The 26545-nt window shown below is 63.2% G+C and carries 24 protein-coding genes and 1 pseudogene; 11 read left to right on the forward strand and 14 right to left on the reverse strand.

Annotated elements, in window-relative coordinates:
- Window positions 1-277 precede the first annotated feature (277 nt).
- Both AB4Y77_RS18325 and AB4Y77_RS18330 read left to right on the forward strand, forming a co-directional pair.
- On the forward strand, window positions 278-1027 hold the full coding sequence (locus AB4Y77_RS18325) for an ABC transporter ATP-binding protein (RefSeq protein WP_442014907.1): 750 nt from the start codon (window positions 278-280) through the stop codon (window positions 1025-1027).
- Window positions 1028-1035: 8 nt separating this feature from the next.
- Complete coding sequence (locus AB4Y77_RS18330) at window positions 1036-1779, forward strand: ABC transporter permease (RefSeq protein ID WP_311214204.1); 744 nt, start codon at window positions 1036-1038, stop codon at window positions 1777-1779.
- Between the two features lie 82 nt (window positions 1780-1861).
- Here AB4Y77_RS18330 and AB4Y77_RS18335 read toward each other — a convergent pair whose 3' ends face one another.
- The 6 genes from AB4Y77_RS18335 to dxr form a co-directional block, all read right to left on the reverse strand.
- Window positions 1862-2593: a hypothetical protein gene (locus tag AB4Y77_RS18335; RefSeq protein WP_442014908.1), complete on the reverse strand. Its 732-nt coding sequence runs from the start codon at window positions 2591-2593 to the stop codon at window positions 1862-1864.
- Between the two features lie 74 nt (window positions 2594-2667).
- Window positions 2668-3546, reverse strand: coding sequence for a GNAT family N-acetyltransferase (locus AB4Y77_RS18340; protein WP_311214288.1), 879 nt, complete (start codon window positions 3544-3546; stop codon window positions 2668-2670).
- Complete coding sequence (ispG, locus tag AB4Y77_RS18345) at window positions 3509-4675, reverse strand: flavodoxin-dependent (E)-4-hydroxy-3-methylbut-2-enyl-diphosphate synthase (RefSeq protein WP_024820317.1); 1167 nt, start codon at window positions 4673-4675, stop codon at window positions 3509-3511. The genes AB4Y77_RS18340 and ispG overlap by 38 nt, the downstream gene beginning before the upstream one ends.
- Before the next feature lie 47 nt (window positions 4676-4722).
- Window positions 4723-5016, reverse strand: coding sequence for a YciI family protein (locus AB4Y77_RS18350; RefSeq protein WP_159707390.1), 294 nt, complete (start codon window positions 5014-5016; stop codon window positions 4723-4725).
- A 63-nt stretch (window positions 5017-5079) separates the two neighbouring features.
- Window positions 5080-6411, reverse strand: coding sequence for a M50 family metallopeptidase (locus tag AB4Y77_RS18355; RefSeq protein WP_442014909.1), 1332 nt, complete (start codon window positions 6409-6411; stop codon window positions 5080-5082).
- Window positions 6412-6443: 32 nt separating this feature from the next.
- The gene (gene dxr / locus AB4Y77_RS18360; protein ID WP_442014910.1) at window positions 6444-7628 is read right to left on the reverse strand and encodes a 1-deoxy-D-xylulose-5-phosphate reductoisomerase; all 1185 of its coding nucleotides are present in this window, start codon (window positions 7626-7628) and stop codon (window positions 6444-6446) included.
- A gap of 104 nt (window positions 7629-7732) precedes the next feature.
- On the opposite strand from dxr, the gene AB4Y77_RS18365 reads away from it, so the two are divergent.
- A complete protein-coding gene (locus AB4Y77_RS18365) occupies window positions 7733-9193 on the forward strand; it encodes a lipase maturation factor family protein (protein WP_311214199.1) in 1461 nt (486 codons plus the stop codon).
- On the opposite strand, the gene AB4Y77_RS18370 is transcribed toward AB4Y77_RS18365, so the two are convergent.
- Complete coding sequence (locus tag AB4Y77_RS18370; protein WP_396136321.1) at window positions 9164-10273, reverse strand: LacI family DNA-binding transcriptional regulator; 1110 nt, start codon at window positions 10271-10273, stop codon at window positions 9164-9166. The two genes, AB4Y77_RS18365 and AB4Y77_RS18370, sit on opposite strands and share 30 nt — an antisense overlap.
- Window positions 10274-10512: 239 nt before the next feature.
- On the opposite strand from AB4Y77_RS18370, the gene AB4Y77_RS18375 reads away from it, so the two are divergent.
- Genes AB4Y77_RS18375 through AB4Y77_RS18400 form a run of 6 tightly spaced genes read left to right on the forward strand, consistent with a single transcriptional unit; the run spans window position 10513 to window position 16724 of the window.
- Window positions 10513-11832, forward strand: coding sequence for an extracellular solute-binding protein (locus tag AB4Y77_RS18375; protein WP_442014911.1), 1320 nt, complete (start codon window positions 10513-10515; stop codon window positions 11830-11832).
- Window positions 11833-11836: 4 nt separating this feature from the next.
- Window positions 11837-12763: a carbohydrate ABC transporter permease gene (locus AB4Y77_RS18380; RefSeq protein ID WP_442014912.1), complete on the forward strand. Its 927-nt coding sequence runs from the start codon at window positions 11837-11839 to the stop codon at window positions 12761-12763.
- Window positions 12763-13662 (forward strand): carbohydrate ABC transporter permease, encoded by a 900-nt coding sequence (locus AB4Y77_RS18385; protein ID WP_311214196.1) that lies wholly within the window; start codon window positions 12763-12765, stop codon window positions 13660-13662. Before AB4Y77_RS18380 ends, AB4Y77_RS18385 begins: the two co-directional genes overlap by 1 nt.
- A 30-nt stretch (window positions 13663-13692) precedes the next feature.
- Window positions 13693-14889, forward strand: a complete 1197-nt coding sequence (locus AB4Y77_RS18390) for a Gfo/Idh/MocA family protein (protein ID WP_442014913.1) — start codon at window positions 13693-13695, stop codon at window positions 14887-14889.
- Between the two features lie 9 nt (window positions 14890-14898).
- A complete protein-coding gene (locus AB4Y77_RS18395) occupies window positions 14899-15600 on the forward strand; it encodes a ThuA domain-containing protein (protein ID WP_442014914.1) in 702 nt (233 codons plus the stop codon).
- Window positions 15585-16724, forward strand: a complete 1140-nt coding sequence (locus AB4Y77_RS18400) for a Gfo/Idh/MocA family protein (RefSeq protein WP_442014915.1) — start codon at window positions 15585-15587, stop codon at window positions 16722-16724. Before AB4Y77_RS18395 ends, AB4Y77_RS18400 begins: the two co-directional genes overlap by 16 nt.
- Here AB4Y77_RS18400 and AB4Y77_RS18405 read toward each other — a convergent pair.
- From AB4Y77_RS18405 to AB4Y77_RS18435, 7 genes are all read right to left on the reverse strand, one after another.
- Window positions 16721-17476, reverse strand: a complete 756-nt coding sequence (locus AB4Y77_RS18405; RefSeq protein ID WP_442014916.1) for an HpcH/HpaI aldolase/citrate lyase family protein — start codon at window positions 17474-17476, stop codon at window positions 16721-16723. The two genes, AB4Y77_RS18400 and AB4Y77_RS18405, sit on opposite strands and share 4 nt — an antisense overlap.
- Before the next feature lie 79 nt (window positions 17477-17555).
- Window positions 17556-18041 carry a MaoC family dehydratase gene (locus AB4Y77_RS18410; protein ID WP_442014917.1) on the reverse strand — a complete coding sequence of 162 codons (486 nt, stop codon included), beginning with the start codon at window positions 18039-18041 and terminating at the stop codon, window positions 17556-17558.
- On the reverse strand, window positions 18038-18790 hold the full coding sequence (locus tag AB4Y77_RS18415) for a CoA transferase subunit B (RefSeq protein WP_442014918.1): 753 nt from the start codon (window positions 18788-18790) through the stop codon (window positions 18038-18040). The genes AB4Y77_RS18410 and AB4Y77_RS18415 overlap by 4 nt, the downstream gene beginning before the upstream one ends.
- Window positions 18787-19605, reverse strand: a complete 819-nt coding sequence (locus AB4Y77_RS18420; protein ID WP_442014919.1) for a CoA transferase subunit A — start codon at window positions 19603-19605, stop codon at window positions 18787-18789. Before AB4Y77_RS18420 ends, AB4Y77_RS18415 begins: the two co-directional genes overlap by 4 nt.
- Window positions 19606-19625: 20 nt before the next feature.
- Window positions 19626-20789 carry an acyl-CoA dehydrogenase family protein gene (locus AB4Y77_RS18425; protein WP_442014920.1) on the reverse strand — a complete coding sequence of 388 codons (1164 nt, stop codon included), beginning with the start codon at window positions 20787-20789 and terminating at the stop codon, window positions 19626-19628.
- A complete protein-coding gene (locus tag AB4Y77_RS18430; RefSeq protein ID WP_442014921.1) occupies window positions 20786-22960 on the reverse strand; it encodes an ATP-binding protein in 2175 nt (724 codons plus the stop codon). Before AB4Y77_RS18430 ends, AB4Y77_RS18425 begins: the two co-directional genes overlap by 4 nt.
- Before the next feature lie 2 nt (window positions 22961-22962).
- Window positions 22963-24573 carry a carboxyl transferase domain-containing protein gene (locus AB4Y77_RS18435; RefSeq protein ID WP_442014922.1) on the reverse strand — a complete coding sequence of 537 codons (1611 nt, stop codon included), beginning with the start codon at window positions 24571-24573 and terminating at the stop codon, window positions 22963-22965.
- A 140-nt stretch (window positions 24574-24713) separates the two neighbouring features.
- Between AB4Y77_RS18435 and AB4Y77_RS18440 the strand changes: the two genes are divergently transcribed.
- Window positions 24714-25346 carry an SACE_7040 family transcriptional regulator gene (locus AB4Y77_RS18440; RefSeq protein ID WP_311214185.1) on the forward strand — a complete coding sequence of 211 codons (633 nt, stop codon included), beginning with the start codon at window positions 24714-24716 and terminating at the stop codon, window positions 25344-25346.
- Window positions 25347-25425: 79 nt separating this feature from the next.
- Window positions 25426-26545, forward strand: a pseudogene (locus AB4Y77_RS18445) (HNH endonuclease signature motif containing protein); the annotation flags it as partial.

Raw genomic sequence — 26545 nt, forward strand, 5'->3', positions numbered from 1 at the left:
CCTCCAGCGGAACGGGATCGCCTGCGGCTGGGAAGCATGGGTCACTGCCGAGCTCACGGATGGCGTGGGCGCCAACGACGCCCGTCAAGGTCTTGTTCATGTGTCCCCCCGATACCACCCGCACCCCAACGACACGGCTTGGGAAGAACCTATGTGATCGCAGACACATTTTCAAGGTTGGTGCCATACAGCGCATCAGCAGCATTGACCGTCCTGACCAGCGGATTTACCGTTGAAATCATCAGTTGGTGAATTACTGGAGGCCCCGGAGGCCCGCATGCCACCACGTCCAGCAGCCATTGAGGCCAGCGCCCTTCATGTCTCACGTGCGCGGACCACCATCCTTCGCGGCCTGGATTTCACCGTGGATTCCGGCCGGATTACGGGGTTGCTGGGTCCCTCGGGCAGCGGCAAGACAACCCTCATGCGGGCAATAGTTGGCGTCCAGCGGATCACGCGGGGCACCTTGACGGTCCTTGGCCTGCCGGCCGGAAGCGCGCCGCTCAGGCACGACGTCGGTTACGTCACCCAAGGCGCCAGTGTCTATCCGGACTTGAGCGTCGAAGCGAACGTCCGGTACTTCGGCGCCATGCACAGCGCGACGGCGGCTGACGCCGCTGCGGCGATTGCCGCCGTCGGACTTCAATCACTGGCGCGACAGAAGGCGGCGGACCTTTCCGGCGGGCAGTTCAGCCGTGTTTCCCTTGCCTGCGCGCTGGTGGCAAATCCACAGTTGTTGATCCTGGACGAGCCCACTGTGGGTCTTGATCCTGTCCTGCGCGCTGAACTCTGGGAGCGCTTCGCGGCCATGGCGGCCGCTGGAACAACGTTGCTGGTGTCCAGCCATGTCATGGAAGAAGCGTCGCATTGCTCATCGCTGCTCCTGCTGCGCGACGGCTTGCTCCTGGCCCAACTCACCCCCGCCGAACTCGCTGAGCGCGGCCGCAGCGCCGATTTGGAGCGGGCCTTCCTGACCATCATCAAAGCCGCTGACCGCGGCCAGGAAGAAAGCCCTGTGGCCCCATGAACCTCCGCATGACCCTCGCCACGACCGCCCGCGTCCTGGGACAACTGCGGCACGACCACCGCAGCGTCGCGCTGATCCTCGTGGTTCCCGCGCTTCTTCTGACAGCGGTTTATTTCCTCTTTGAAAACGAGACCTTGCCACCGGGATTCCCGCGCACCTTCGACCGTGTGGGCCTGATGATGCTGGCCATCTTCCCGTTCGTGGTGATGTTCCTGGTCACCTCCATCACGATGCTGCGCGAGCGGACGTCCGGAACGTTGGAACGGCTTCTGACCACACCCATCCACAAAGCCGACCTTCTGTTCGGCTACGCTGTTGCCTTCTCCATCATGGCCGCCCTGCAGTCCTTGGTGGCTACGGCTGTGGCGTATTGGATTTTTGACCTCGACATCAAGGGAAGTCCCGGGTTGGTGGTGTTGATCGCTGTGATCAACGCAGTGCTGGGCGTTGCCCTCGGCCTGCTGTGCTCGGCCTTTGCCCGCACCGAGTTCCAGGCCGTGCAGTTCATGCCCGTGGTTGTCGTCCCACAGATCCTGCTGTGCGGCTTGTTCGTGGCCCGGCAGGACATGAACGACGCCCTGAGTGGCATCGCCGGTGCTTTGCCGTTGACATTTTCCGTGGAGGCACTGAAGGAAATTGCCGGGAATGCAGAAGCCACGGCAGCGATGTGGCAGGACGCCGCCGTGATGGGCGGGATCGTGGTGGGTGTCCTTGTCTTGGCCTCGTTGACTTTACGCCGGCAGACGCGTTGAGCCTGCCGCAGCCAGCAGCACAGGCCGTAGTGAACCCAAAAACGGCCTGTGCTGCTAAACAGTTGGGTGCTGCTGACCGGTGCTACTTAATCAGCGCTGCGGCCTGGTCCATGAGGGCCCCGGCAGCTGCTGCGCCGCCGTTCTCGGCGTTCTTGCCCGAGGCTGTGGCGGAAATGAGGACGCCGTCCTTAATGGCAGCGGCCATCAGGGTGGACTGAGTCTGGCCGTCCGGGAGGGTCATGGTGGTCTTGATGCCCAGTGTCCCGGGTACGGAACCGATGCCGTCGAACTTTTCCGTCTTCATGGTCATGGTGGTGCCGGCCATGGACATCGTCATGTTCGCGCACGTGGTGATCTGGTCTTCGTTGCTCTTGACGTTGTTCTCCAGCACGTCCTTGGAGACGCCGGATGCCAGGGTCACACTGGAAATGACGCCGGAAGCGGCGTCGATTTTTGCACCGCTGGCGCCGGTGGCGCCCTCGATCGGCTGCGAAGCGCCGGCCATGGCCAGGTCCTTGCACTCGGCCGGCTCAATGTTCATGGAGCCCAGCAGCTCCTTGAGTGGGTCCTGCTGGCCGGCGAGGTCGTCGACGGAGGAAACCATCAGCGCCGTTCCGTCGGCAGCCTTGATCTGCTTCACCAGGTCCGTGAGTTCCTGGGTGGTGTACTGCTTTGCCTGGGCGGGCGCAGGTGCCGGCGTCTCACTGGCAGGAGCTGATGCAGCATCCGTAGAGGTACCGGCACCGCCACACGCGGTGAGGCCCATGACCAACAGTCCTGACACGGCAAAACCGCGCAGCGCATTCTTCTTCATTTGTTCCCCAAGGAAGTTCGAGTGATGGCTGGCGTCCGCCAACCGGGACAAGACTACAAGTTTCCGGCAGGAGCCTAAAAAAGGACCGTCGCGAACGTGCCCACTTGCTCGAAGCCCACACGCTCGTAGGTGGCGCGGGCTTTGGCGTTGTAGTCGTTGACATACAGGCTCGTCACCGGGGCAAAGGTCTTTGAGAGATTCACGACGGCGGCCATGTAGCCGGCGCTCTGGCCGCGTCCCCGGAGTTCCGGATTCATCCACACACCCTGGACCTGGGTCACGTCCGCCGTGACGGCACCGAGTTCAGCTTTGAAGACCACCGTGCCTCCGGCGTCAATGTGGACCAAGGAGTGCCCCTGCCGGATCAGGCCGGCCACCCGCCTGCTGTAGAACTCCTGGCCTCCGAGGAAGGGAGAATAACCAACTTCTTCCTCGAACATGGCTGCGCAGGCCGGAAGGATGCGGTCGAAGTCCTCCATGGCACCGAAAGTCAGGGCTGGATTGGCGCCGATGGCCGGTCCTCCGGAGATGGTCAGGAGGGGTTGGCGGGACCGGATCTCGTGGGCGGCATGGCCCAGTTGTTCAAAACGCGAATAGAGGGCCAGGACGGTGTCGGCGGGGCCAAAAATGGAAGCGTAGCGGCGTCCTGTTTGATGGGCCGCCGTGGCTGCATACCCGGCCAAGGCGGGATCCAGTTGCACAGGGACAAGGTTGGCCCCGGCCCAGCAGGCACCGAGGAGCGTTTGATCGTGGAACACACCGAAAATACTGGCACCACCGCTGGTGGGCGCAGCCGTTCCCGTGCTGTCCAAATGGGCCAGGATAAAAACGTTGGCCACCGCGTCTTCGCTTGCCAGCGCGCGCAGAGCCAGGGTGTCGGCTTTGCCGAGCACCCTGACTCCCAAGCCGTTCTCGTTACGAGACGCTAACCACGGGGCTACCCTTGACAGCATCTTCGCCATCGGCCTCCCCCATCTCTTCGGCGATGCGCATGGCCTCTTCGATCAGTGTCTCAACAATTTCACTCTCAGGCACAGTCTTGATGACTTCGCCCTTCACGAAAATCTGGCCCTTGCCGTTTCCGGAGGCCACGCCGAGGTCTGCTTCGCGGGCCTCACCGGGTCCGTTGACGACGCAACCCATGACGGCGACGCGCAGGGGAATCTCCATGCCTTCCAGGCCGGCCGTTACCTGCTCCGCCAGCGTGTACACATCAACCTGCGCACGGCCACAGGACGGGCAGGAGACGATTTCCAGCTTGCGGGGGCGCAGGTTCAGCGACTGCAGGATCTGGTTGCCCACCTTGATTTCCTCCACCGGCGGCGCCGAGAGGGAAACCCGGATGGTATCTCCGATACCGCGGGACAAGAGGGCGCCGAAGGCGGTAGCGGACTTGATGGTGCCTTGGAACGCGGGCCCGGCCTCGGTCACACCGAGGTGCAAGGGCCAGTCGCCCTGCTCGGCCAGCATTTCGTACGCGGCCACCATGATGACGGGGTCGTTGTGCTTGACGGAGATCTTGAAGTCATGGAAGCCGTGTTCCTCGAACAGGGACGCTTCCCACACAGCGGACTCCACCAAGGCTTCCGGTGTTGCCTTGCCGTACTTTTTCATGATGCCTGGCTCCAAGGAACCAGCATTGACGCCGATCCGGATGGACGTGCCGTGGTCCCTCGCCGCTGCCGCGATTTCCTTGACCTGGTCATCGAACTTGCGGATGTTGCCCGGGTTCACACGAACAGCCGCGCATCCGGCCTCAATGGCCGCGAAAACGTATTTGGGCTGGAAGTGGATATCGGCGATCACGGGGATCTGGGACTTGCGGGCGATGATGGGAAGCGCTTCGGCGTCGTCCGCCGAAGGACAGGCAACACGCACGATGTCGCAGCCGGATGCCGTCAGTTCAGCAATCTGCTGAAGAGTGGCGTTGATATCCGTGGTGGGCGTCGTGGTCATGGACTGAACGCTGATGGGCGAATCAGAACCAACACCAACTGACCCAACCTTGATCTGCCGCGTCTTACGTCGCGGGGCAAGGACGGGGGGTGGGGCTGCTGGCATTCCCAGGCTGACCGAGGTCACGTGGACTCCTTGGATTGGGGTGGATCGTTGTGGTGGAGGACGCCCGGCTAGGACGCGTGGGCTGCCAGGACCCCGATGATGGGGGCCCATTCGGTAGTGCGGATGCCGGCAATCACGCCTGCTTCGGCAAACGGATCCTGCTTGAGGAGGTCGTTGAGCCCGGCTTCATCCGCGGACTTGAAGATCAGGAGGGCACCGGCGCCGTCACCGTAGGGGCCGCTGGCAAGGAGCTTGCCTTCCTCGGCCAGTTCGCCCAGCCAGGCACGGTGTGCGGGGCGGGCTTCGTCGCGGAGGGCACCGGAGTCGGCGACGTATACGTACTCAACAGCGAAAACAGTCATGGTGATAGCCTATCCCGCCTGATCCGCCGGAAATATTCGTGATCTGCCGAAAATGGTCATGGCTCAGCCGAAGATGTTCACGGGCTTCACGATGTCCGCGTAGATCAGCAGGGCACCCATGGCCATCAGCAGCGCAGCCACCACGTAGGTCAGCGGCAACAGTTTCGCGATGTCGAACGAGCCCGGATCGGGCTTGCCCCGCAACCTGGCCAGTTGGCGCCGTGCGCCCTCGTACAAGGCCCCGGCCACATGGCCGCCGTCGAGGGGAAGCAAGGGGATGAGGTTGAAGATGGCCAACGCGAAGTTCAGCCCTGCAAGCAGCCCGATCAGGGTTCCGATGCGGGCCTGCATCGGCACCTGTTCCATGGCCGCGACTTCGCCGGCTACCCGGCCGACGCCCACTACGCTGATGGGGCCGTTCGGATCCCGGGGCTCCTCGCTGAAGGCTGCTTTCGCCACTCCGGCCACCCTGGCCGGCAGGTTGAAGATCACACCGGAAATTTGTTTGATGTTCTCCCCCGCCATGGGGAGAACGGCCGACGCCGGTTGGGGAACCAAGGCGCTCTGGGCGCCGATCCCGAGGAAGCCGACCTCCTGGTATTGCAGAACTCCGTTGGCGTCCTGCGCCTGGCGTCCATCGGAGCCAACCACGGGACGGGAGGATAGCACCGGGGTCACGGTGGTCTCCACGGGAGAACCGTTGCGCTGCACGGTGATGGCCACTTCCTTGCCTGCCGAGGCACGGATCCAGCCGGTCAGTTCCTCCCAACTGGTGACGGTCTTCCCGTCGAAGGACGTGATGGTGTCGTTCGGCTGCAGTCCTGCGGCTGCTGCCGGTGTGGGTTTGCAGTCCGCTGAATCCGGGTCCACGGTTTCGCCCGCGGCAACCTGGCATTTGGAAACGTCCGCGATGGTGGTGGTCGCCTGCGCCGTGCCGAAGCCCATGAGCAGGACGGCCAACAGGATCAACCCGATGATCATGTTCATGGCGGGGCCACCGAGCATGACAATGATCTTTTTCCACACGGGCAATTTGTAGAAGACGCGGTTTTCGTCCCCCGGCCCCACTTCTTCGTGCGCCATGGAGCGCGCTTCGGTGGCCAGCGTTTGGAACATCCCCGTGCTGGACGGTCGGACGGCGCCGTCCACCTTGTTGGGTGGGTACATGCCGATCATGGAGACGTATCCGCCCAGTGGAAGGGCTTTGAATCCGTACTCCGTCTCGCCCTTCTTCCTGGACCAGAGGGTGGGGCCGAAGCCGATCATGTATTTGGTGACGCGGACTTTGAAGAGCTTCGCCGGCACCAGGTGGCCTACCTCGTGCAGCGCGATGGAAACGGCGACGCCGATGGCGACGAAGACGACTCCGAGAATGAAGAGAAGGACGGGACTCATGCCGGTGGGACTGCTTCCATAAGGGTTCTGAGCTACAGGGCGCTGCTGGCTAAACGATCAAGGGTGCGGGCGCGTGCCCACTTCTCAGCATCCAGCACGGACTCCACCGTTAGCTCGGAGGAGCCTGAATGTTCACTGAGGACGGACTCCACGGTATCCACGATGTCCGTGAAGCGGATACGCCCGGCGTGGAAGGCATGGACGGCCTCCTCATTGGCGGCGTTGAATACCGCAGGGAAGGTGCTGCCTTGTTTGGCGGCGTCCTTGGCCAGCTCCACGGCGGGGAATGCCACGGTGTCCAGGGGCTCGAACGTCCAGCTGGTGGCCTTGGACCAGTCGCAGGGCTTGGCAGCGTGCGGGACGCGATCCGGCCAGCCCAGCCCCAGCGCGATAGGCAGGCGCATGTCCGGGGGTGATGCCTGGGCAATGATGGACCCGTCGACGAACTGGACCATGGAATGGACCACCGACTGGGGGTGGACCACCACGTCGATCCTGTCCAGGGGAACATCAAACAGCAAGTGCGCCTCGATGACTTCCAGGCCTTTGTTGACCAGGCTGGCGGAGTTGGTGGTGACCATCAGGCCCATGTCCCAGGTGGGGTGGGCCAGCGCTTCCTGAGGTGTGACCCCGTGAAGCTGATCGCGCGTGCGTCCGCGGAACGGACCGCCGGATGCGGTCAGGATCAGCTTCTCCACTTCCTGTTCGGTCCCGGACCTCAAGCACTGGGCGATGGCGGAGTGCTCAGAGTCGACGGGCACTATCTGTCCCGGCCGGGCGGCGGCCTTGACCAGGGCACCACCCACGATCAGCGATTCCTTGTTAGCCAGTGCCAGCGTTGCGCCGGTGCTGAGCGCGGCCAAGGTAGGTGCCAGGCCAATGGAACCGGTGATTCCGTTGAGGACAACGTCGCACTCAATGGCTGCGATCTGCGTTGAGGCATCCGGTCCGGCGAAGATCTCCGGCGCAAAATCCGGCACCCCCGCAGCCGAGGCGGCCGCGTCAATCAGTTGCCGCAGGACCGAGGGATCTCCCTGGGCAATGCCCACCGCCTGTGCCCGGGTGTGGACCGCCTGCCGGGCAATGAGTTCCAGGTTCCCTCCACCTGCGCTGAGCGCGACCACCTCAAAACGGTGCGGGGCAGCATCGACAACGTCAATCGCTTGTGTGCCGATGGAACCGGTGGACCCGAGGATGACGATCTTGCGCGGCTGCATGCTCCAAGTATCCCAGCCAGTAACGCGGGCGGCGAACAGAGCGGGGACGATGCTGGGAAACCAGCATCGCTTGACCATCCACAACCCGCGCGTACGGTGGAAAGGTGGAGTGGCTGTCCTGGTTTGATGCGCGGGACTATGAATTCGCCCGGCAGGTGCTGCAGCGCGGCACGGCTGCGCTGTATCTGGTCGCCTTTCTTTCCACCATGAACCAGTTCCCGGCACTCCTCGGCGAGCGCGGGCTGTTGCCGGTGCCGGCTTTCCTGGACATGGCCCGCAGACTGGCCAGGCCCACCCTCTTCCGTTGGTTCTACTCCGATGCGCTCCTGAAGTCGGTGTGCTGGGCGGGGATCGGCGTAGCTGCCTTGCTTGTGATCGGCCTCCCCCAAACGGGCCCTCCATGGCTGCCCATGCTGGCATTCCTGATCCTGTGGTTCCTCTACATGTCGATCGTCAACGTTGGCCAGACGTTCTACGGCTTCGGCTGGGAGATCCTTCTTCTCGAGGCCGGGTTCACCGTGGCCTTCCTCGGATCGGACCAGACTCCCCCGCCCACCACCATCCTGATCCTCATTGCGTGGTTGGTTTTCCGGCTTGAGTTCGGGGCGGGCATGATCAAGATCCGCGGCGGCCGCGAGTGGCGCGACATGACGGCCATGTTCTACCACCATGAGACACAACCCATGCCTGGCCCGCTCAGCAGGCAAGCACATCTGCTGCCGCGTCCGTTGCACAAAGTGGAAGTGGCGGGCAACCATTTCGCGCAACTGGTGGTGCCGTTTTTCCTCTTCGCGCCACAGCCCCTGGCCGGCATCGCGGCAGGCATCATCATCGTGACCCAGCTGTGGCTGGTGGGCACCGGGAATTTTGCCTGGTTGAACTGGGTGGCGATCGTCCTTGCCTTCGCGGCCGTCAGCGACCCCCTCGCCCATGCGGTCTTTCCGTTCATCCCGCTGGAGTGGCACCAGGGCGCCGATACCCCGGTGTGGTGGCTCGCCGTCGTCGTGCTGGTGACTGTGGTGCTGCTGGTGTTCAGCTACCGGCCACTCCTGAACCTGTTCTCCCGCCGGCAGCTCATGAATGCCAGCTTCAACCGTTGGCGTCTGGTCAACGCCTATGGGGCGTTCGGGACGGTCACCAAGCAGCGCATCGAGATCGTGGTGGAGGGCACTACCGCTGAGGACCCGGACGCTCCTGATGACAGTTGGCTGGAGTACGGCTTCAAGGGCAAGCCCGGCGAGGTGCGGCGGCTGCCGCGGCAGTGGGCGCCGTACCACCTAAGGCTCGATTGGCTGATGTGGTTCCTGCCCCTGCGGACTGTCCATGAGGACTGGTTCTACGCTTTCCTGGACAAACTGTTGGAGGCAGACAAACCCACGCTTGGGCTGCTTCGCCATGACCCGTTCGACGGCGAACGCCCCCGTTGGGTGCGCGCACGCAGCTACCTGTACCGTTTCGCCAGCCGTGCGGAGTTCCGCGAGAACGGCGAGCGTTGGGTGCGGGTGTTGCTGTATGACGCCGTTGGGCCCGTGCAGCTAGTTCCGCGACGCCGCTTTCTTTCGTGAGCGCAGATCCACGGGGGGTGCCGTGGATTCCCGGACCACCAGGTGGGTTGCGAGTTCCACGCGCCGGGAGTCGATGTCTTCGCCCTGCATCTGGCGAAGGATGAAGTTCAGCGCCGATCGCCCTATCTCCTGAAGCGGCTGGCTCACGGAGGTGAGGGGCGGTGTGGATTCTTCGGCCTGGTAGGTGCCGTCGAACCCCACCAGGCTCATTTCCTCGGGGATGCGCACGTCCTGCCTGCGGGCCTCGGCCAGGACGCCCATGGCGATGCTGTCGCTGCCGGCAAAGACTGCCGTAGGTGGATCCTCCAGCGCCAGCAGGGACTTGAAGGCGGCGGCCCCGGTCTCGGGCCGGAACGGGCCTGCCGAAACGTATTCGTGTTCAACCGCGATTCCTGCGGCCATGAGCGCGGCCATGTAGCCGTGCAGCCGGGCTTGGCTGCATTCGGCGGTGGCAGGTCCGCCGATGAATGCAATCCGTCGGTGCCCCAGCCCCAGGAGGTGCGTCGCGGCGGCTTTCCCACCGGCCCAGTTGCTGGCGCCCACACTGAACAGGTCGGCTGGGGGCGGGTTGAGGGGGTCGATGACCACGATGGGAATCTGACGCCGTTGGAAGGCTTCCAAGTGGGCTGTGCCAAAGGCTGAGGTCACCACGATCATCCCGCTGCGGCCTTCATCGACCATGCGTTGGGCCCGTTCTTCCGGACCCAACGGAGGCGCCGCCTGGAGACCCGTCACCGACAGGATCACTTCCATGTCGGAGACGTTTGCCTGCTCCATGATCCCCTTGAGGACTTCCATGTTGTAGGCCGAATTGAGGGAATCAAAAACCGCTTCGACGGTCCGCTGCACCGGATTGCTTTTGCGCTGGAGGGGAGATTTATAGCCTGTGCGCTGCAGTGCCGCCAGCACCCGGGCACGCGTGGCTTGGGCTACGTCCCCTCGTCCGTTGACCACTTTGGAGACCGTGGGTACAGATACTCCCACCTCCTGCGCGACGGCAGAAAGGGTCAGTTTGGAGGGTCGATCGTCGATGCTCACAGTTATCGCTTTCGAAAAGTTTCGGTTGCAGATAGTGTGCATTGCCGTCGGTACGCTCGTCAACATGGGCTCAGGGTCGTGGCAGTTACTGGATACTGGCCCTTGACGGTGACGTGCCTCACGGCTAAGTTTGGTGGGCACTTCCGAAAGGACCTTCGAAACATTTCGAAAAGTCAGCGGAAAGGGACGATCGAAGCTGATCCCCACCACCGCGGAGTGCGGCTTTTACACGAACAACCGGGCCATCAGCGTCGAGCCCGAAGGACGAATGGAAACTGCACATGAATAGTCTCAAGTTGCGTACCGCCGGAATGGCCGTTTCTGCAGCCGCATTGTCGATCGCACTCGCAGCCTGCGGGTCCTCGGGTCCGGCCGGAACAGGGGCCTCTGGAGACTCGGCATCCATGTGGGGCCTCACAGGCGGTGACCAGCCCGTTGTCCAGGCTGCCGTGGACTCCTGGAACAAATCACACCCCGATTCGGCCATCAAGCTCGACTTCTTCGCCAAGGATGCCTACAAGACCAAAGTCCGCACCGCCGTCGGAGCCGGCCAGGGACCTACCCTCGTCTACGGCTGGGGCGGCGGAGTCCTCAAGTCCTACGTTGATGCCGGCCAGGTGGATGACCTCACGGGATTCCTCAAGGAAAACCCGGAAGTCCAGAACCGCTACCTTCCCTCCATCCTGGAAAGCGGCGTGATCGACGGCAAGACCTACGCCCTCCCCAACAACAAAGTGCAGCCCGTAGTTCTCTACTACAACAAGGATGTCTTCGACAAGATCGGCGCCGAGGCACCCAGGACCTGGGACGAACTCATGGCACTGGTGCCCAAGTTCAAGGCCGCAGGCGTGGCACCCTTCTCCTTGGGTGGGCAGTCCAAGTGGCCGGACCTCATGTGGCTCGAATACCTGGTGGACCGCATCGGCGGCCCGGAAGTGTTCGCCAACATTGCCGCCAACAAACCCGGCGCCTGGTCCGATCCCGCGGTGATCGAAGCACTGACCAAAATCCAGGAACTGGTGGACGCCGGCGGCTTCATCAACGGGTTCTCCTCCATAGCTGCGGACAGCAACGCCGACCAAGCCCTGCTCTACACCGGCAAGGCCGCCATGATCCTGCAGGGCAGCTGGATCTACCAGGGAATGAAGAAGGACGCAGCGGACTTCGTCACCAGCGGCAAGCTCGGATACACCCCGTTCCCCACCGTCGAGGGCGGCAAGGGCGACCCGGCCAACGTAGTGGGCAACCCCACCAACTTCTGGTCCGTTTCCTCCAAAGCCACCGAAGAACAGAAGAAAACGGCCCTTGAGTACGTCAAGGACGGAATGTTCACCGATGAGAACGTCCAAGGCCTCATCGACTCAGGAGCCGTACCTGTAGTCACCGGTATCGAAGACAAGCTGGCGGCATCCCCCGACAAGGACTTCCTGACCTATGTCTATGGGCTCGCCAAAGATGCACCGGACTTCACCCTGTCCTGGGACCAGGCTCTGAGCCCCGCGCAAGGCGATGCCATGCTGGCCAACCTGGACCAGATCTTCCTGAAGAAGATCACCCCGGAACAGTTCGCTTCCACCATGAACGCAACGATCGGAAGGTAGCCCGGTGTCGTCCACTACTGCGCACCGCCGGACCGCCCGGGTACAGCCGTCCCGACGGACCCTTGAGAAGGGTCCGTCGGGGTGGCTGGCCGCCCCGGCGCTCGCGTTCTTCATGCTGTTCGCCATCCTCCCGCTCCTGGGAGTCCTGTTCCTGAGCTTCACCCGCTGGGATGGCCTGGGCGAGATCAAGCTCGACGGCCTGTCCAGCTGGAACACCGTCCTGGCCGATCCTGTGACGGGCAACGCCCTGCTGGTCACCGCCAAGATCATGTTCTTCTCCTTCATCGTCCAGGCACCCATCAGTCTCTTGTTGGGCGTCTTCACCGCAGCAAACCAGAAGTACCGTGCCGCGTTGGCCGTTTTGTACTTCGTTCCGCTGTTGCTCTCCTCTGCCGCTGTGGCCATCGCCTTCAAGGCCCTGCTGGACCCGAACTTCGGCCTCGGCCCCGGCTTGGGTTTGCCGTTCCTGGCGCAGGACTGGCTGGGCAACTCCGATCTGGTCCTGTTCGTGGTGGTCTTCGTCATCGCCTGGCAGTTTGTTCCGTTCCACACCCTGATCTACCAAGGCGGCGTCCGCCAGATCCCCGCCTCCCTCTACGAAGCCGCGCAGATCGACGGCGCCGGCCGCGTGCAGCAGTTCATCAACATCACGCTCCCCCAGCTGAAGTACACCATCATCACTTCCTCCACCCTCATGCTGGTGGGATCCCTGGCGTACTTCGACCTGGTGTTCGTGCTGACCGCAGGCGGCCCCGGCTATTCCACCAGGCTGTTGCCGCTGCACATGTACCTCACCGGTTTCAAAGCCAACGACATGGGCGCGGCGAGCGCGCTGGGAGTCATCCTGGTAGTCATCGGGCTGGCCCTGGCACTGTTCCTTCAACGACTCGGCGGCAAGAACCGCAACGCCAGCCAATTGGAAGGTGCGTAATGGCTTCCACCACACAACTCCCCACAGCACCGGCACCACTGCCTGAACCGGCGGCAGCCCGCCGTCGTCCGCAGAAAACGGGCCGCTCGCGGCCCAACTTCCTCGGCGGACTGGGCGGCTGGCTCTGGCTCGCGGTCATCATCGTGCCCGTGTACTACGTGGTGATCACCAGCTTGAAGAACCAGGCAGGCTTCTTCACCTCCAATCCCTTGCTGCCACCGGCGGAACCAACGCTGGATAACTACAAGCTGGTGGTGGAGAACGAGTTCGCCAAGTACTTCACCAACAGCCTGATCGTGACGGTGGGCAGTGTGGTTCCAGCCCTCTTTGTGGCCTTTATGGCGGCGTACGCGATCGTGCGCGGCAAGGGGAAGTTCCTGGGTTGGACCAACAACGTCTTCCTCCTGGGCCTGGCCATTCCCCTGCATGCCACGATCATCCCGATCTACTGGATGATCACCAAAGCCCACATGTACGACACCTTGCTGGCACTCATCCTGCCCTCGATTGCTTTTGCCATCCCCATTTCCGTGCTGATTCTCTCCAACTTCATGAGGGACGTGCCCAACGAGCTTTTCGAGTCGATGCGGCTGGATGGCTGCTCCGACTGGGCCATGATGTGGCGCCTGGCGTTGCCGATGACCAAGCCTGCTGTCATCACGGTTGGCATCTACAACGCACTGCATGTATGGAACGGATTCCTGTTCCCGCTGATCTTGACCCAAAGCCCGGACACACGCGTTCTGCCGTTGTCGCTCTGGACCTTCCAAGGCGAGTTCAGCGTCAACATTCCTGCGGTGCTCGCCTCGGTTGTCCTGGCAACGCTCCCGCTGCTGGTGATTTACGTCGTTGCACGGCGCCAACTGCTCAGTGGCCTGACCGCCGGTTTCAGCAAATAACTGGCTGCTGCCAGTAGAAAGGGACCACACATGACACAGCCACGACCCTTGCGCGTAGGCATGGTGGGCTACTCATTCATGGGAGCCGCCCACTCCCACGCCTGGCGGACAGCGCCGCGCTTCTTCGACCTGCCCCTGAGGCCTGAATTGACTGCCGTAGCCGGCCGCAACGAAGCCGGTGTCCGGGCAGCAGCCAGCAAATTTGGTTGGGACTCAACGGAAACCGACTGGCGTCGCCTGATAGAGCGCGACGACATCGACCTCATTGATATCTGCACGCCGGGCAACACCCACGCCGAAATCGCCATCGCCGCTCTTGAAGCGGGAAAACATGTCCTCTGCGAAAAACCCCTGGCCAATTCCGTGGAGGAAGCGGAGAAGATGACGGCAGTGGCCCAGGCAGCAGCCGACCGTGGGGTGCTGTCCATGTGCGGATTCAGCTACCGCCGCACGCCGGCCTTGGCACTGGCCAAGCGGATGGTGGACGACGGCCGGCTGGGCGACATCCGCCACGTCCGCGCACAGTATCTGCAGGACTGGTTGAGCGATGCGGATGCGCCACTGACCTGGCGGATGGACAAATCCAAGTCCGGCTCCGGTTCACTGGGCGATATCGGCGCGCACAGCATCGATGCCGCACAGTGGATCACCGGCCTGAACATCAGCGGCGTCTCGGCCTTGCTGGAGACATTCGTCAAGGAACGCCCGGTGGGCGGAGACTTTGTGGGGCTGGGCGGCCACGGCGGCTCTGACGGCCCCAAGGGGCCGGTCACCGTGGACGATGCTGCGCTGTTTACGGCACGTTTTGAGGGGAGGCACGACGCCGGTGCCGGCGCCGGCCCGATCGGCATCTTCGAAGCCACCCGGTTTGCCTTGGGCCGCAAGAACGCCATGCGCCTGGAACTGAACGGCACCAAGGGGTCCCTTGCCTTCGATTTCGAGGACATGAACTCCCTCCAGTTCTACGATGCCGCCCTGGAACCGGACGCGGGCTTCCGAAAAATCATGGTCACCGAACCTTCCCACCCCTACGTCGGCAACTGGTGGCCCACCGGCCATGGGCTGGGGTACGAGCACGGCTTCACGCATCAGGTGGTGGATCTCGTGACCGCCATCGGGGCCGGCGAGCAGCCGTCGCCGTCGTTCGCTGACGCTTTGCAGGTCCAAAAGGTTCTGGCCGCCGTCGAGGCGAGCGCGGATAACTCAAGCCGCTGGCAGAAAGTCTGAAAGGAAGACATGACAAACAGGAACAAGACAGCGTTGGTGGTCCGAGGCGGTTGGGACGGCCACCAGCCGGTGGAGGCCACCGAACTGTTCATCCCCTATCTCAAGGACAACGGCTACGACGTCCGGGTGGAAGAATCCCCCAAGATCTATGCCGACTCCGAGTACATGGCGGGCGTGGACCTGATAGTGCAATGCATGACCATGACGACCATCGAGAAACACGAATTCGAGGGTCTCCGCGCTGCGGTCGAAAACGGCACGGGCCTGGCCGGCTGGCACGGGGGCATCGCCGATTCCTACCGAAACAACTCGGACTACCTGCACCTGATCGGCGGCCAGTTTGCCTGCCACCCCGGCAAGCACGCGGACGAGCGGATCGGCGAGCAGTCGGACAACTACGTCCCCTACACAGTGAACATGCTGCCGGGTGCGGCCGACCACCCCATTACGCAGGGAATCAGCGACTTCGACCTCGTCACGGAGCAGTACTGGGTCCTGTCCGATGACTACATCGACGTCCTGGCCACCACCACCCAAAAAGTGCGCGAATGGGATCCGTGGAACCGTGAGGTCACCTCGCCTGCCATCTGGACACGTCAGTGGGGCGAAGGCAGGATCTTCGTCTGCACTCCCGGCCACCGCGTGGAAATCCTCCAGGACAGCAACGTCCGCACCATCATTGAAAGGGGCATGCTGTGGGCGTCCCGATAACCCCGGCCAAGGAGTTCGGCACCGATACGCCGCTCAACGTTGGAGTGATTGGCTGTGGCGCCATCATCGCGCAGTACCTGACCAACTTCCGCCGGCTCGATTCCATCAACCTGGTGGCCGTCGCAGACCTGGACCCGGCCAGGGCGCAGGCCGTCGCCGACTCCTACGAGGGCGTCCGGGCCCTGACCGTGGACGGACTCCTCGCCGCCGAGGACGTGGATCTGGTCCTGAACCTGACCATCCCTGCGGCCCATGCCGACATCGCGCTGAGAGCCATCGCCGCCGGCAAATCCGTGTACGGCGAGAAGCCGCTGGCTGCCACCACGGCGGAGGCCCGGGACGTCCTGTCCGCTGCCGCAGCGGCTGGAGTTGCAGTAGGGTGCGCCCCTGACACTGTGTTGGGTACGGGAATCCAGACCGCCCGCAAGGCAATCGACGACGGCCTGATCGGGGCGCCCGTTTCCGCCACGGCCACCATGGCAACTCCCGGCCATGAACGCTGGCATCCCAACCCTGACTTCTATTACCAGCCCGGCGGTGGTCCCCTGCTGGACATGGGACCGTATTACGTCTCGGCCATGGTCACGCTGTTGGGTCCGGTGGTGTCGGTGGTGGGAGCTGCCAGCCATACCCGGAACGAACGCACCATCGGTTCGGGCCCGCGGCAGGGGCAGACGGTACCAGTGGACATTGACTCGCACGTCACCGGCGTCCTTGTCCATGCATCAGGGGCTTTGTCCACCCTGTTCATGAGCTTCGACGCCGTCAAGACCAAGAGCCCCAACATCGAGATCCATGGTGAAAGGGGCTCCTTGATCGTCCCGGACCCCAACCACTTCGACGGCGATGTACAGCTTTTCGCGCTGGGCGCCGGGGACTGGGAGACGCTCCCCGTTTCGGCCGGCTACGTGGACTCGGGCCGCGGCTTCGGAATCGCCGACCTCGCAGCTACCCCTGCGGGCCAGGAACCCCGCGCGGGCGGACAACTGGCCTTCCACGCGCTGGAAGTCATGGAATCGGTGCTTGAATCGGCCAAAAGCGGGAAGGCGGTAACCATCACGAGCGAGGCAGCACGGCCCGCCGCCGTTGCACTGACGGCCCTGTCGACGCCGGTACGCGCCTAGCGCTCTGACCGCCCGCCGAGGTGGCAGTTAATGCCCGTGGGAGCGTAGGCCTCCCGCACTACGGCCACCTGGTTGGGGTGGATGCAGGCCTTGGCACCGAATCCACTGGCTACGGCATCGTGGGATTCTGCCAACAACCCTTCAAGATCCGGGATGTTCACATACACGGAATCGATGGCTTCCTTGCCCGACGCCTTTGCGGCGAGCAGCACGGCGGACCGTGAGTGCAGTGCGACAGCCCGGTAGCCGCCGTCGTCGTTCCTGCTGGAGAGCCCGCCCAGGGAAGCCAACAGATCCTCAGCACCCCACATCAGTCCCACGGCGTTCGGCTCGGCGGCAATGGAGGGGGCATTGACGATGCCCGCAGCTGTCTCGCAGAGCGCAATGACCTGAAAGCCTGCCAGGGCCTTGAGTTGCCCCGCATTTTCGGCCTTGGCCAGCATGACGGTCCGGTAGGGCGTCTTCGCCAGCGTCTGGAGATCGAGCTCGAACTCAGGGGTCCCCACAGGGTTCACCCGGATAATAGTGCTGCCCGGATCCAGCTCGCCGGCACCCAGCTGCTCAAGAATCGCTTCGCGGGCCTGGGGCTTGTCCGTCGGCGCCACTGCATCTTCGAGGTCCAGGATCACGGCATCGGACCGGTCGGCTGCCTTCCTGAAACGCTCCGGCCGGTCGGCTGGACAGAAAAGGAGGGCCGGACCCATGGTGAACGGCAGCACCGCTGAGGGAGACGACGGGTCGGAAGAAGGCATACGGATTCCTAGCTTGTAGTTCTGGCAAGGGACTGGAGCGGCTCTATGGCTGTGCTGTGTTCCGAGACGGCGTTGTGTTCTAAGACGGCGTTGTGTGCGCTTCCTTGGTCCACATCAGGCACGTCCGGGTGGCCAGCGCCACCACCGACCCATCCTGGTTGCGGCCGGTGTGCTGCATGGTCACCACGCCTTGACCGGGTCGGGAGGACGATAGCCTCTTTTCAGTGATCACCGTTTCCGTGTACAGGGTATCGCCGTGATACAGCGGGTGCGGAAAGGTGACATCGGTCAGTCCGAGTTGCGCGATGATGGTCCCTTGGGTCAGCTGGGTCACCGACTGCCCCACCATGGTGGACAAGGTGAACATGGAGTTCATGAGCCGCTGCCCGAAGGGCTGGGTGGAACTCCACGCCGCGTCCAAGTGCAGCGCCTGGGTATTCATGGTCATGGTCGTGAAAAGAACGTTGTCCGCTTCAGTAACGGTCCGCCCGGGCTTATGGGCGTAGATCACGCCCTCTTCGAGTTCGTCGAAGTACAGCCCCCGCTGCTCAACAACCCGGGTCATACGGTGAGCTCCTGGTCTTCCTCGAACAGGTCGGCTCCGGTTGCTGCGAGGACGTCCTCAAGAGTGACGTTGGGGGCCAGTTCGCGGAGGACCAGTCGAGGGTCACCTTGGTCCTTGACGACATCGATGACGGCCAGGTCGGTGATGATCCGGTCCACGCACCCTTTACCCGTCAAGGGCAGCGTGCAGTCCTGAACAATTTTCGGTCGGCCGCTTCGGTCCACGTGCTCCATCATGACAATGACCTTCTTGGCACCGAACACCAGGTCCATGGCGCCGCCCATGCCCTTGACCATCTTGCCGGGAATCATCCAGTTGGCGAGGTCCCCGTTGGCAGCCACCTCCATGGCTCCCAGCACAGCGACGTCCACGTGCCCTCCGCGGATCATGCCGAAGGACGCCGCCGAATCGAAGAACGCGGCCCCCGCATTCGTGGTGACGGTTTCCTTGCCGGCGTTGATGAGGTCCGGATCAATCCTGTCCTCCGCAGGGTAAGGACCGACGCCCAGGATCCCATTTTCGGAGTGAAGGATGACCTCCACGCCGTGGGGAATGTAGTTGGGGATCAGGGTGGGCATGCCAATACCAAGGTTCACGTACTGGCCGTTGGTGAGCTCCCTGGCGACGCGGGCGGCCAGTTCGTTGCGGGTCCAGCCTTTGGCCTCGTGATGTTCGACGTCGGCGCGACGGTACTCGTGCCGGACGGCTTCCGGGCGGGGCGGTATGTCGTGGAATGTGTTGTCGGTCATCGTTCCGCTCCTGTCTGGCTTGCGCCCGCTTGGCTTGAGTCAGCCTGGCTTGCGCCCGTAGTGGGGGCCAGCGCCACAGTCCGCTTTTCTATCCGCTTCTCGCTGGAGGTCGCCAGCACCACCCGTTGGACGAAGATTCCCGGCGTATGAATATGCTCAGGGTCAAGCTCCCCGGGTTCCACCAATTCCTCCACTTCGGCAATGGTGGTCTTTGCCGCCATGGCACAGAGCGGGTTGAAGTTCATGGCCGTTGCATGGAACACCAGGTTGCCGTGCCGGTCACCCTTCCAGGCATGAACCAACCCGAAATCCGGAGTCAGGGACTCCTCAAGGACGTAGTCGGCGTCGTTGAAGGCGCGGACCTCCTTCGGCGACGAGGCCAGGGCAACGTTCCCATCGGCGTCGTACTTTTGCGGAAGCCCACCCTCCGACACTTGGGTTCCCACACCGGCCTTGGTGTAGAAGGCCGGGATACCGGCGCCACCGGCGCGTAGCTTCTCCGCCAAAGTTCCCTGCGGGGTGAGGACGACTTCCAACTCCCCCGCCAGGTACTGGCGCGCAAATTCCTTGTTCTCACCCACGTATGAGCTGATGGTGCGGCGGATGCGACCGTCCTTCAGGAGAATGCCCAGGCCCCAGTCGTCCACGCCGCAGTTGTTGCTGACAGTTTCAAGATCAGTGGTGCCTTGGCTGTGAAGGGCCTCGATCAGGGACACGGGAATACCGCAGAGGCCGAACCCTCCCACAGCCAGAGAGGCGCCGTCCGGGATGTCCTTTACCGCTTCCGCGGCGCTGGCAACAACCTTGTCAATCATCCTTGATCCTTCCCGTACGGTTACAGACCCAGCTCGCGGGCGATGAGCATCAACTGGACCTCGGTGGTGCCTTCCCCGATTTCAAGGATCTTGGAATCGCGGTAATGGCGCGCCACCGTGAATTCGTTGATGAAACCATAGCCGCCGAACACCTGGGTGGCGTCCCGCGCGTTGTCCATGGCTGCCTCGCCTGCGACCATCTTAGCGATGGCCGCTTCGGTCTTGAACGGCTTACCTGCCAGCATCCGGGAGGCGGCATCGTAGTAGGCAAGACGTGCGGTGTGGGCTCTGGCCTGCATCCGGGCGATCTTGAACTGGATGGCCTGGTACTTGCCGATGTTCTGTCCGAAGGCGCTGCGTTCCTTGGCATACTTCACGGACAGGTCCACACATCCCTGGGCCGCACCGGTGGCCAAGGCAGCGATGGCGATGCGTCCCTCATCAAGGATGGACAGGAAGTTCGCATAGCCGCGGCCTCGCTCGCCCAGGAGGTTCTCTTCGGGAACGCGGACGTTGTCCAGGGTCAGCGGGTGCGTGTCCGAGGCGTTCCACCCCACCTTGTTGTACGGCTTTTCCGCCCTGAACCCGGGCGTGTCCGTTGGTACCAGGATGGTGGAGATCTCCTTCTTGGCGCTGCCGTCCGCGTTCTGCTTCCCGCCCGTGACTGCAGTGACCGTCACCAGGGTGGTGATGTCCGTGCCCGAGTTGGTGATGAACTCCTTGTTGCCGTTGATGACCCACTCGCCGTTTTCCAGGTGGGCGTTGGTTTTGGTGCCGCCGGCATCAGACCCTGCTTCGCGCTCCGTCAGGCCGAACCCGGCCAAGGACCGTCCGGACGCCAACTCCGGCAGCCATTCTTCCTTCTGCGCGTCCGTTCCGAAGCGGTACACCGGCATGGCGCCCAGCGAGACACCGGCTTCGAGTGTGATGGCCACCGACTGGTCAACGCGGCCCAGCTGCTCCAATGCCAGTGCGAGGGCAAAATAGTCGCCGCCCATTCCGCCGAACTCCTCAGGGAAGGGCAGGCCGAACAAGCCCATCTCCCCCATCTGCTTCACAACCTCGTAGGGAAAACTGTGCTCTTCGTCATGCTTGGCGGACACGGGAGCCACAACCTCGTCGGCAAACTCGCGGACGGAGTCGCTGAGGTCCTGGTACTCCTCGTTGAGTTCAAAGGTGCTCATGCTTGGATTTCCTTGTCTGTGCTTGTGGTCTCTGCGTCCACGTGAATGGTGGCGAGCACCTGGTCGGCCTTGACCAGGTCGCCGGGTTTGCTGGTGAGGTGGACGGTTCCAGCGACGGACGCCACCAGGTGATGCTCCATCTTCATGGCCTCGACAGCCAGGAGCACTTGGCCCTCTTCCACATTCTCGCCATCGGCAACCGACACCGACACCACCGTTCCGGGCATCGGCGAGCGCACTACGGGGTCTGCTGCCCCTTCGTCACGCTGGATGCCCGCAAGCATCCGCCGCAGACGCCCGGCACGGTTCAGGACCTCGAGCCTGCAGGACCAGCCATCGGTGCCGAGGTGGATTTCACGGACAGTGCCCAGCCCGCTGACACCGTTTTGCCCTCGTGGCACCACGCCAACCGCGTAGGTGACAAGGCCGCCGTCGAACTCCAGGACAATCCCGTCCACGCGGCGGTCCGCTACCCGGACGTTGACCGGCTGCCCGCCGTCGATGCTAGCCGTGACGGTACCGTGCTCTTCGGTGACGGACACCGTGGCAACGCTGCCTCCGGGAATCCCCAGCGTGGCAGTCCAGGCACCCCGGGCACCAACACGCCAGGAGTCCGGTGTTGCCCAGGCGTCCCCCGCCTGCGCCGATCCCGTGCGCTCCAGCCACAGCGTGAGGGCGGCAGCGATCAGTTCGTCCGAACCTGCGTGCCGGAACGACATCGACGGAAGTTTGCGCTCGATCAATCCGGTATCCAACTGTCCGGCGCGGACCTCGGAATCGTTGATCAGCAACCGTAGATACTCCACGTTGGTATCCACCCCAAGCAGCGTGTACCGGCCCAGCGCAGCGTCAAGGGTATCCAGCGCCGCCGTCCTGTCCTCACCCCATGCGATGACCTTGGCCTGCATGGGATCGTAGTCCCCTGTGATCTCCAGGTTGTCGCGCATGGCGGAATCGATCCGAACGTTCGCCCGCGCCTGTTGCCGGCCCGAAACGGTTGCGTCCGCGGGACCATGCTCTGCGAGCGCCACGATCCTACCCATCGATGGCATGAAGTTCCGCTCCGGGACCTCGGCGTAAACACGCGCCTCCACGGCGTGGCCTTGGAGGACGACGTCGGACTGCGCAACGGTGAGCACCTCACCGGCGGCGATCCTCACCTGCCATTCAACGAGGTCGATGCCGGTGACCATCTCAGTGACAGGATGCTCCACCTGAAGGCGGGTGTTCATCTCCATGAAGAAGAACTCGTCGGGGTGCTCGTCGGACACCAGGAATTCAACGGTGCCGGCACCGCTGTAGTTGACCGAACGGGCCGCGTTGCAGGCCGCCTCGCCAATACGGGCCCTCTGCTCCACGCCGTCGGGCAGTGACTCAAAAAGGGCCGACGGCGCTTCTTCGATGACCTTCTGGTGGCGTCGTTGGAGTGAGCACTCGCGCTCGCCGAGGTGGATCACATTGCCGTGGTTGTCCGCCAGCACCTGGACCTCGATGTGCCGGGGCGTGCTGATGAGCCGTTCCAGGAAGAGAGTGTCGTCGCCGAAAGCGGATGCAGCCACGCGCCTCGCTGTGACGAGCGTGGACGCCATGTCCTCAGCCCGTTCCACCACGTGCATGCCTTTGCCGCCACCACCCGCGGACGGTTTGATCAGGAGGGGGAAACCTACCGCTGCTGCAGCGTCGATCAGTTCCTGGTCGGTAAGTCCTGGTTGTGCGATGCCGGGAACGCAGGGCACGCCGTAGGTCATGACGTGGTTCTTGGAACGGATTTTGTCGCCCATGACGTCAATGGCATTGATTCCCGGCCCTATGAAGGTGATACCCGCGGCGTCAAGCGCCTTGGCGAACTCCACATTCTCGGACAAGAACCCGTAGCCCGGGTGGACCGCTTCAGCTCCGGTGCGGCGGCACGCGTCGATGATGGCGTCGATCTTCAAGTAACTTTCGGCTGGTGCCGTGCCACCGATGGCGACGGCGGTATCGGCGAGGGCCACATGCCTTGCGTCTTTGTCGGCGTCCGAGTACACAGCGATGGAGCGTATGCCCATCTCCTTCAGTGTCTGGATGACGCGGCAGGCGATCTCTCCACGGTTGGCAACGAGGACAGCGCTGAAGGTTCGGGCAGCGACGGCCGGGGTGGGTGGGGCTGTGGTTGTTGTTGGCAGGGTCATGGTCACATCCTGAAGAGACCGAAGGAGGTCTCCGGCAGTTGTTGGCGGGAGACAACGTCCAGGGCCATCCCCAGGACGCGCCGCGTGTCGGCGGGATCGATGATGCCGTCGTCCCACAGCCTTGCGGTGGAGTAATAGGGGCTTCCTTGCTCTTCGTATTGCTGCTTGATGGGGGCTTTGAAGGCTTCCTCATCCTCAGCAGACCATTCCTGGCCGGAGGCCTCGTACTGATCCCGTTTGACCGTTGCCAGGACGCTCGACGCTTGATTTCCGCCCATCACGGAGATCCGGGCGGCCGGCCACATCCAGAGGAACCGCGGCGAGTACGCGCGGCCGCACATGGAATAGTTGCCCGCTCCGAAGGAACCACCGATGACCACCGTCAGCTTGGGTACCCGGGCCGTAGCCACTGCGGTGACCATTTTGGCGCCGTTCTTGGCGATGCCGCCTTGCTCGTAGTCCTTGCCCACCATGAAGCCTGAGAGGTTCTGCAGGAAGATCAAGGGAATGCCGCGCTGATCGCAGAGCTCGATGAAGTGGGCGCCCTTGAGCGAGGATTCGCTGAAGAGGACGCCGTTGTTGGCCACAATGCCCACGGGGTGGCCGTGCAGGTGCGCGAACCCGGTCACCAGGGTGGTGCCATAGTTCTTCTTGAACTCGTGGAATTCGGAACCGTCCACGAGCCTGGCAATGACTTCGCGGACGTCGTATTGGGCGTTCACGTCTGTAGGAACCACACCGTAAAGCCCTGAAGGATCGACGACGGGCGGCAGGACGACGTCGGACACGTCCCAGGCCGGCTGCGCCGGCTTCGGCAACGTGGCCACGATGTCCCGAACGATCTCCAGTGCGTGTTGGTCGTTCTCGGCCAGGTGGTCAGTGACCCCGGAAATCCTTGAATGGACGTCCCCGCCGCCCAGTTCCTCGGCGGTGACAATTTCGCCGATGGCGGCTTTGACCAAGGGCGGGCCACCCAGGAAGATGGTGCCCTGGTTGCGGACAATGACTGTCTCATCGCTCATGGCCGGTACGTAAGCGCCGCCGGCCGTGCACGACCCCATCACGGAGGCGATCTGCGGGATCTTGGCCGCTGACATTTTGGCCTGATTGAAGAAGATCCGGCCGAAGTGCTCCTTGTCGGGGAAGACCTCGTCCTGCTTGGGCAGGAATGCTCCGCCTGAATCCACGAGGTAGATGCACGGGAGCTTGTTMTCCATGGCAATTTCCTGGGCCCGTAGGTGCTTTTTCACCGTCGCGGGATAGTAGGTACCGCCCTTGACTGTGGCGTCATTGGAGATCACCAGGACATGGCGGCCATGGACCAGGCCAATGCCCGCTATGACCCCGGCACCCGGGCAATCTTCGTTGTACATGCCATTGGCAGCCAAAGGAGCGATCTCCAAGAAGGGGCTGCCGTCATCCAGCAGATAGTCAATGCGTTCCCGCGGCAGAAGTTTCCCCCGGGCGATGTGTCGCTCACGCGACGCGGCCGGACCACCGTGGGCCGCCGTCGCCAGGCGTTCCTTCAGTTCTGCCACCAGGGCCAGCTGCGCCTCCTGGTTGGCTTCAAAGGTGCCGCCGGCGGTTCCCATCAGGCTGGCAATTGTCTCCATTGACCCCTGTCCCATTCCCGGCCACAGGCCATTTCGGTTAGTGCCTCGTAACTGAAATTTAGGTTAGTCTTTATTAACTGTGATGTCCAGCACGGCAAATCCCGCAAGTATCGGGTCAGCCCTGGCGCCAAGGAGGAAAAGTGACCGGAGGTCCGGAAGCAAGCAACAACGGCACCCGTGCCGCCGCCACGCAACGGGGGCAGGCCAAGGAACTCCGACGATTGGCGTTGTTGTCCGCTGCCGCGGGACTTTTTGCGGAGAACGGTTTTACCCGCGTGTCGCTTGAGGATCTCGGCGCCGCAGCGGGCGTCAGTGGACCCGCCGTCTACCGGCACTTTCCCGGCAAGCAAGCGGTCCTCGGCGAACTTCTCCTCAGCGTCAGCCGGGACTTGCTGGACGGTGGATTACGGGTGGTGTCAGAGTCGGGCGATTCCCTGACCGCCCTGAAGGGGCTGATCCAGTTCCAGGTTGACTTCGCGCTCAGCAATCCCGACGTCATCCGCGTCCAGGACCGGGACTTCGGAAGTCTCAGTGATGCCGACCAGGCAGAAGTCAGGTCCCTCCAGCGGAGTTACGTTGAAACGTGGGTGGACGTCCTTGCCCGCATCCATACCGACGCCGATGTCCCCGGCCTCCGCGTCCGGGCGCACGCAGCCTTTGGCTTGATCAACTCCACACCCCACTCGGTGCGCCACCACGGCAGGAAAATTGCCGCAAAGTCAGCCAGGCCCATCCTGGAACAGATGGCGTTGGCTGCTCTCACTTCGGCATGACTGTCTTGTTTTTTCGGGTGCCTGCGGACGTCATCCATGGTCAGCTAATAATGTCGTACCCCCCTGACATGATGTTTTTATGGAAGATCAAGGGCAGTTGACAGCACGGAGGGCGGAATGGTCCCCTGCTGTCGCTGCCCTGTCCGCCGTCCGGTCACGGCGCTCCTTGAGCATGCCGGACTTGCTGAAGGCCGGGTTCAAGGATTCGACGGCGCCCGTCACCTGGGTCGGCCACTTCCACGGCGCTGGGCTACTAAAGGGCAAGACCAAGTCCGCCCGGGCTTCATCGCATACCAACCCCGGCCCGGCCGACGTTTCGGCCCAAAATACGGGATCGATCCCTAAACCACAGCGGAATCCCCGGACCAGCCAGGGCTCCAAGCCTGCTCAACCAGTCCAACGTTTCGACACCCAGCGTCCGGACCCCAACGCGGCTGGCGGGCTGGACCTGAAGGCGCTTCTTACCCACAGCGCGGCACTTCTGGACACTGCCCGCCGGTCCGCTCCCGGCGAGGCTTCCCTGTTTGGGTTCGAAGACGCGGCTGACTTTGCCGGCAAGGTCGAGGACGTCTCGCGGGTACTGGAGTACCTCCAAGTTGTTGCTGCCCGCGCGGTGGAACGGGCCCGGACCGAAGCACTACGGGCCGGTCCGGGGTCCTCGGCAGCAGCGCCGGAATGGCGGACAGGCTGGACAGCACCGCAGCTTGGAACCGACGCCGCGGCAGCTTCGCTGATTAGGACGGGAACTGCCAGTGCTCCGGCGCCCGATGGTGAAGCACGCTGCACCCCTTCCGTGGGTGGCGAGGCTTCCGTGGCAGGAACAGGATCAGCTAGTTGGGGTTCCGCGGCCAAGGCCAGTGTTCTCGATGACGGGTACCGGAACGCGGCCGAGTTCCTGCGGGCACGGTTGAGGATCGGCATCGGCGAAGCCAAACGCAGGCTCGCCCTCGCCCCCGAGGTCCTCCCCCAGACAGGGATCGCCGGGCAGGAGATCCCGGCCCGCCGCCACATACTGGCACAAGCGGTTGGTTCCGCGCTGGTGCCCTCCCGGTCCGCGACGATCATCAGTACCGCCCTGGACAAAGTCCGGAACCTCACCGACGAGGACACCCTGACCCGGATGGAACACGCCCTGACCACCACCGCGATCGAAACCGACCCGGACTTCGTCACCAAAATGGCCAAACGCTGGACCGACC

Origin of the sequence: Paenarthrobacter sp. YAF11_1 (assembly GCF_052113445.1) — a bacterium.
GTDB lineage: Bacteria > Actinomycetota > Actinomycetes > Actinomycetales > Micrococcaceae > Arthrobacter.

Coding starts and splice junctions, on each gene's coding strand:
- AB4Y77_RS18325 (WP_442014907.1), top strand. CDS start 278: ATGCCACCACGTCCAGCAGCCATTGAGGCCAGCGCCCTTCATGTCTCA.
- AB4Y77_RS18330 (WP_311214204.1), top strand. CDS start 1,036: ATGACCCTCGCCACGACCGCCCGCGTCCTGGGACAACTGCGGCACGAC.
- AB4Y77_RS18335 (WP_442014908.1), bottom strand. CDS start 2,593: ATGAAGAAGAATGCGCTGCGCGGTTTTGCCGTGTCAGGACTGTTGGTC.
- AB4Y77_RS18340 (WP_311214288.1), bottom strand. CDS start 3,546: ATGCTGTCAAGGGTAGCCCCGTGGTTAGCGTCTCGTAACGAGAACGGC.
- AB4Y77_RS18350 (WP_159707390.1), bottom strand. CDS start 5,016: ATGACTGTTTTCGCTGTTGAGTACGTATACGTCGCCGACTCCGGTGCC.
- AB4Y77_RS18355 (WP_442014909.1), bottom strand. CDS start 6,411: ATGAGTCCCGTCCTTCTCTTCATTCTCGGAGTCGTCTTCGTCGCCATC.
- dxr (WP_442014910.1), bottom strand. CDS start 7,628: ATGCAGCCGCGCAAGATCGTCATCCTCGGGTCCACCGGTTCCATCGGC.
- AB4Y77_RS18370 (WP_396136321.1), bottom strand. CDS start 10,273: ATGCACACTATCTGCAACCGAAACTTTTCGAAAGCGATAACTGTGAGC.
- AB4Y77_RS18375 (WP_442014911.1), top strand. CDS start 10,513: ATGAATAGTCTCAAGTTGCGTACCGCCGGAATGGCCGTTTCTGCAGCC.
- AB4Y77_RS18385 (WP_311214196.1), top strand. CDS start 12,763: ATGGCTTCCACCACACAACTCCCCACAGCACCGGCACCACTGCCTGAA.
- AB4Y77_RS18390 (WP_442014913.1), top strand. CDS start 13,693: ATGACACAGCCACGACCCTTGCGCGTAGGCATGGTGGGCTACTCATTC.
- AB4Y77_RS18395 (WP_442014914.1), top strand. CDS start 14,899: ATGACAAACAGGAACAAGACAGCGTTGGTGGTCCGAGGCGGTTGGGAC.
- AB4Y77_RS18405 (WP_442014916.1), bottom strand. CDS start 17,476: ATGCCTTCTTCCGACCCGTCGTCTCCCTCAGCGGTGCTGCCGTTCACC.
- AB4Y77_RS18410 (WP_442014917.1), bottom strand. CDS start 18,041: ATGACCCGGGTTGTTGAGCAGCGGGGGCTGTACTTCGACGAACTCGAA.
- AB4Y77_RS18415 (WP_442014918.1), bottom strand. CDS start 18,790: ATGACCGACAACACATTCCACGACATACCGCCCCGCCCGGAAGCCGTC.
- AB4Y77_RS18420 (WP_442014919.1), bottom strand. CDS start 19,605: ATGATTGACAAGGTTGTTGCCAGCGCCGCGGAAGCGGTAAAGGACATC.
- AB4Y77_RS18425 (WP_442014920.1), bottom strand. CDS start 20,789: ATGAGCACCTTTGAACTCAACGAGGAGTACCAGGACCTCAGCGACTCC.
- AB4Y77_RS18430 (WP_442014921.1), bottom strand. CDS start 22,960: ATGACCCTGCCAACAACAACCACAGCCCCACCCACCCCGGCCGTCGCT.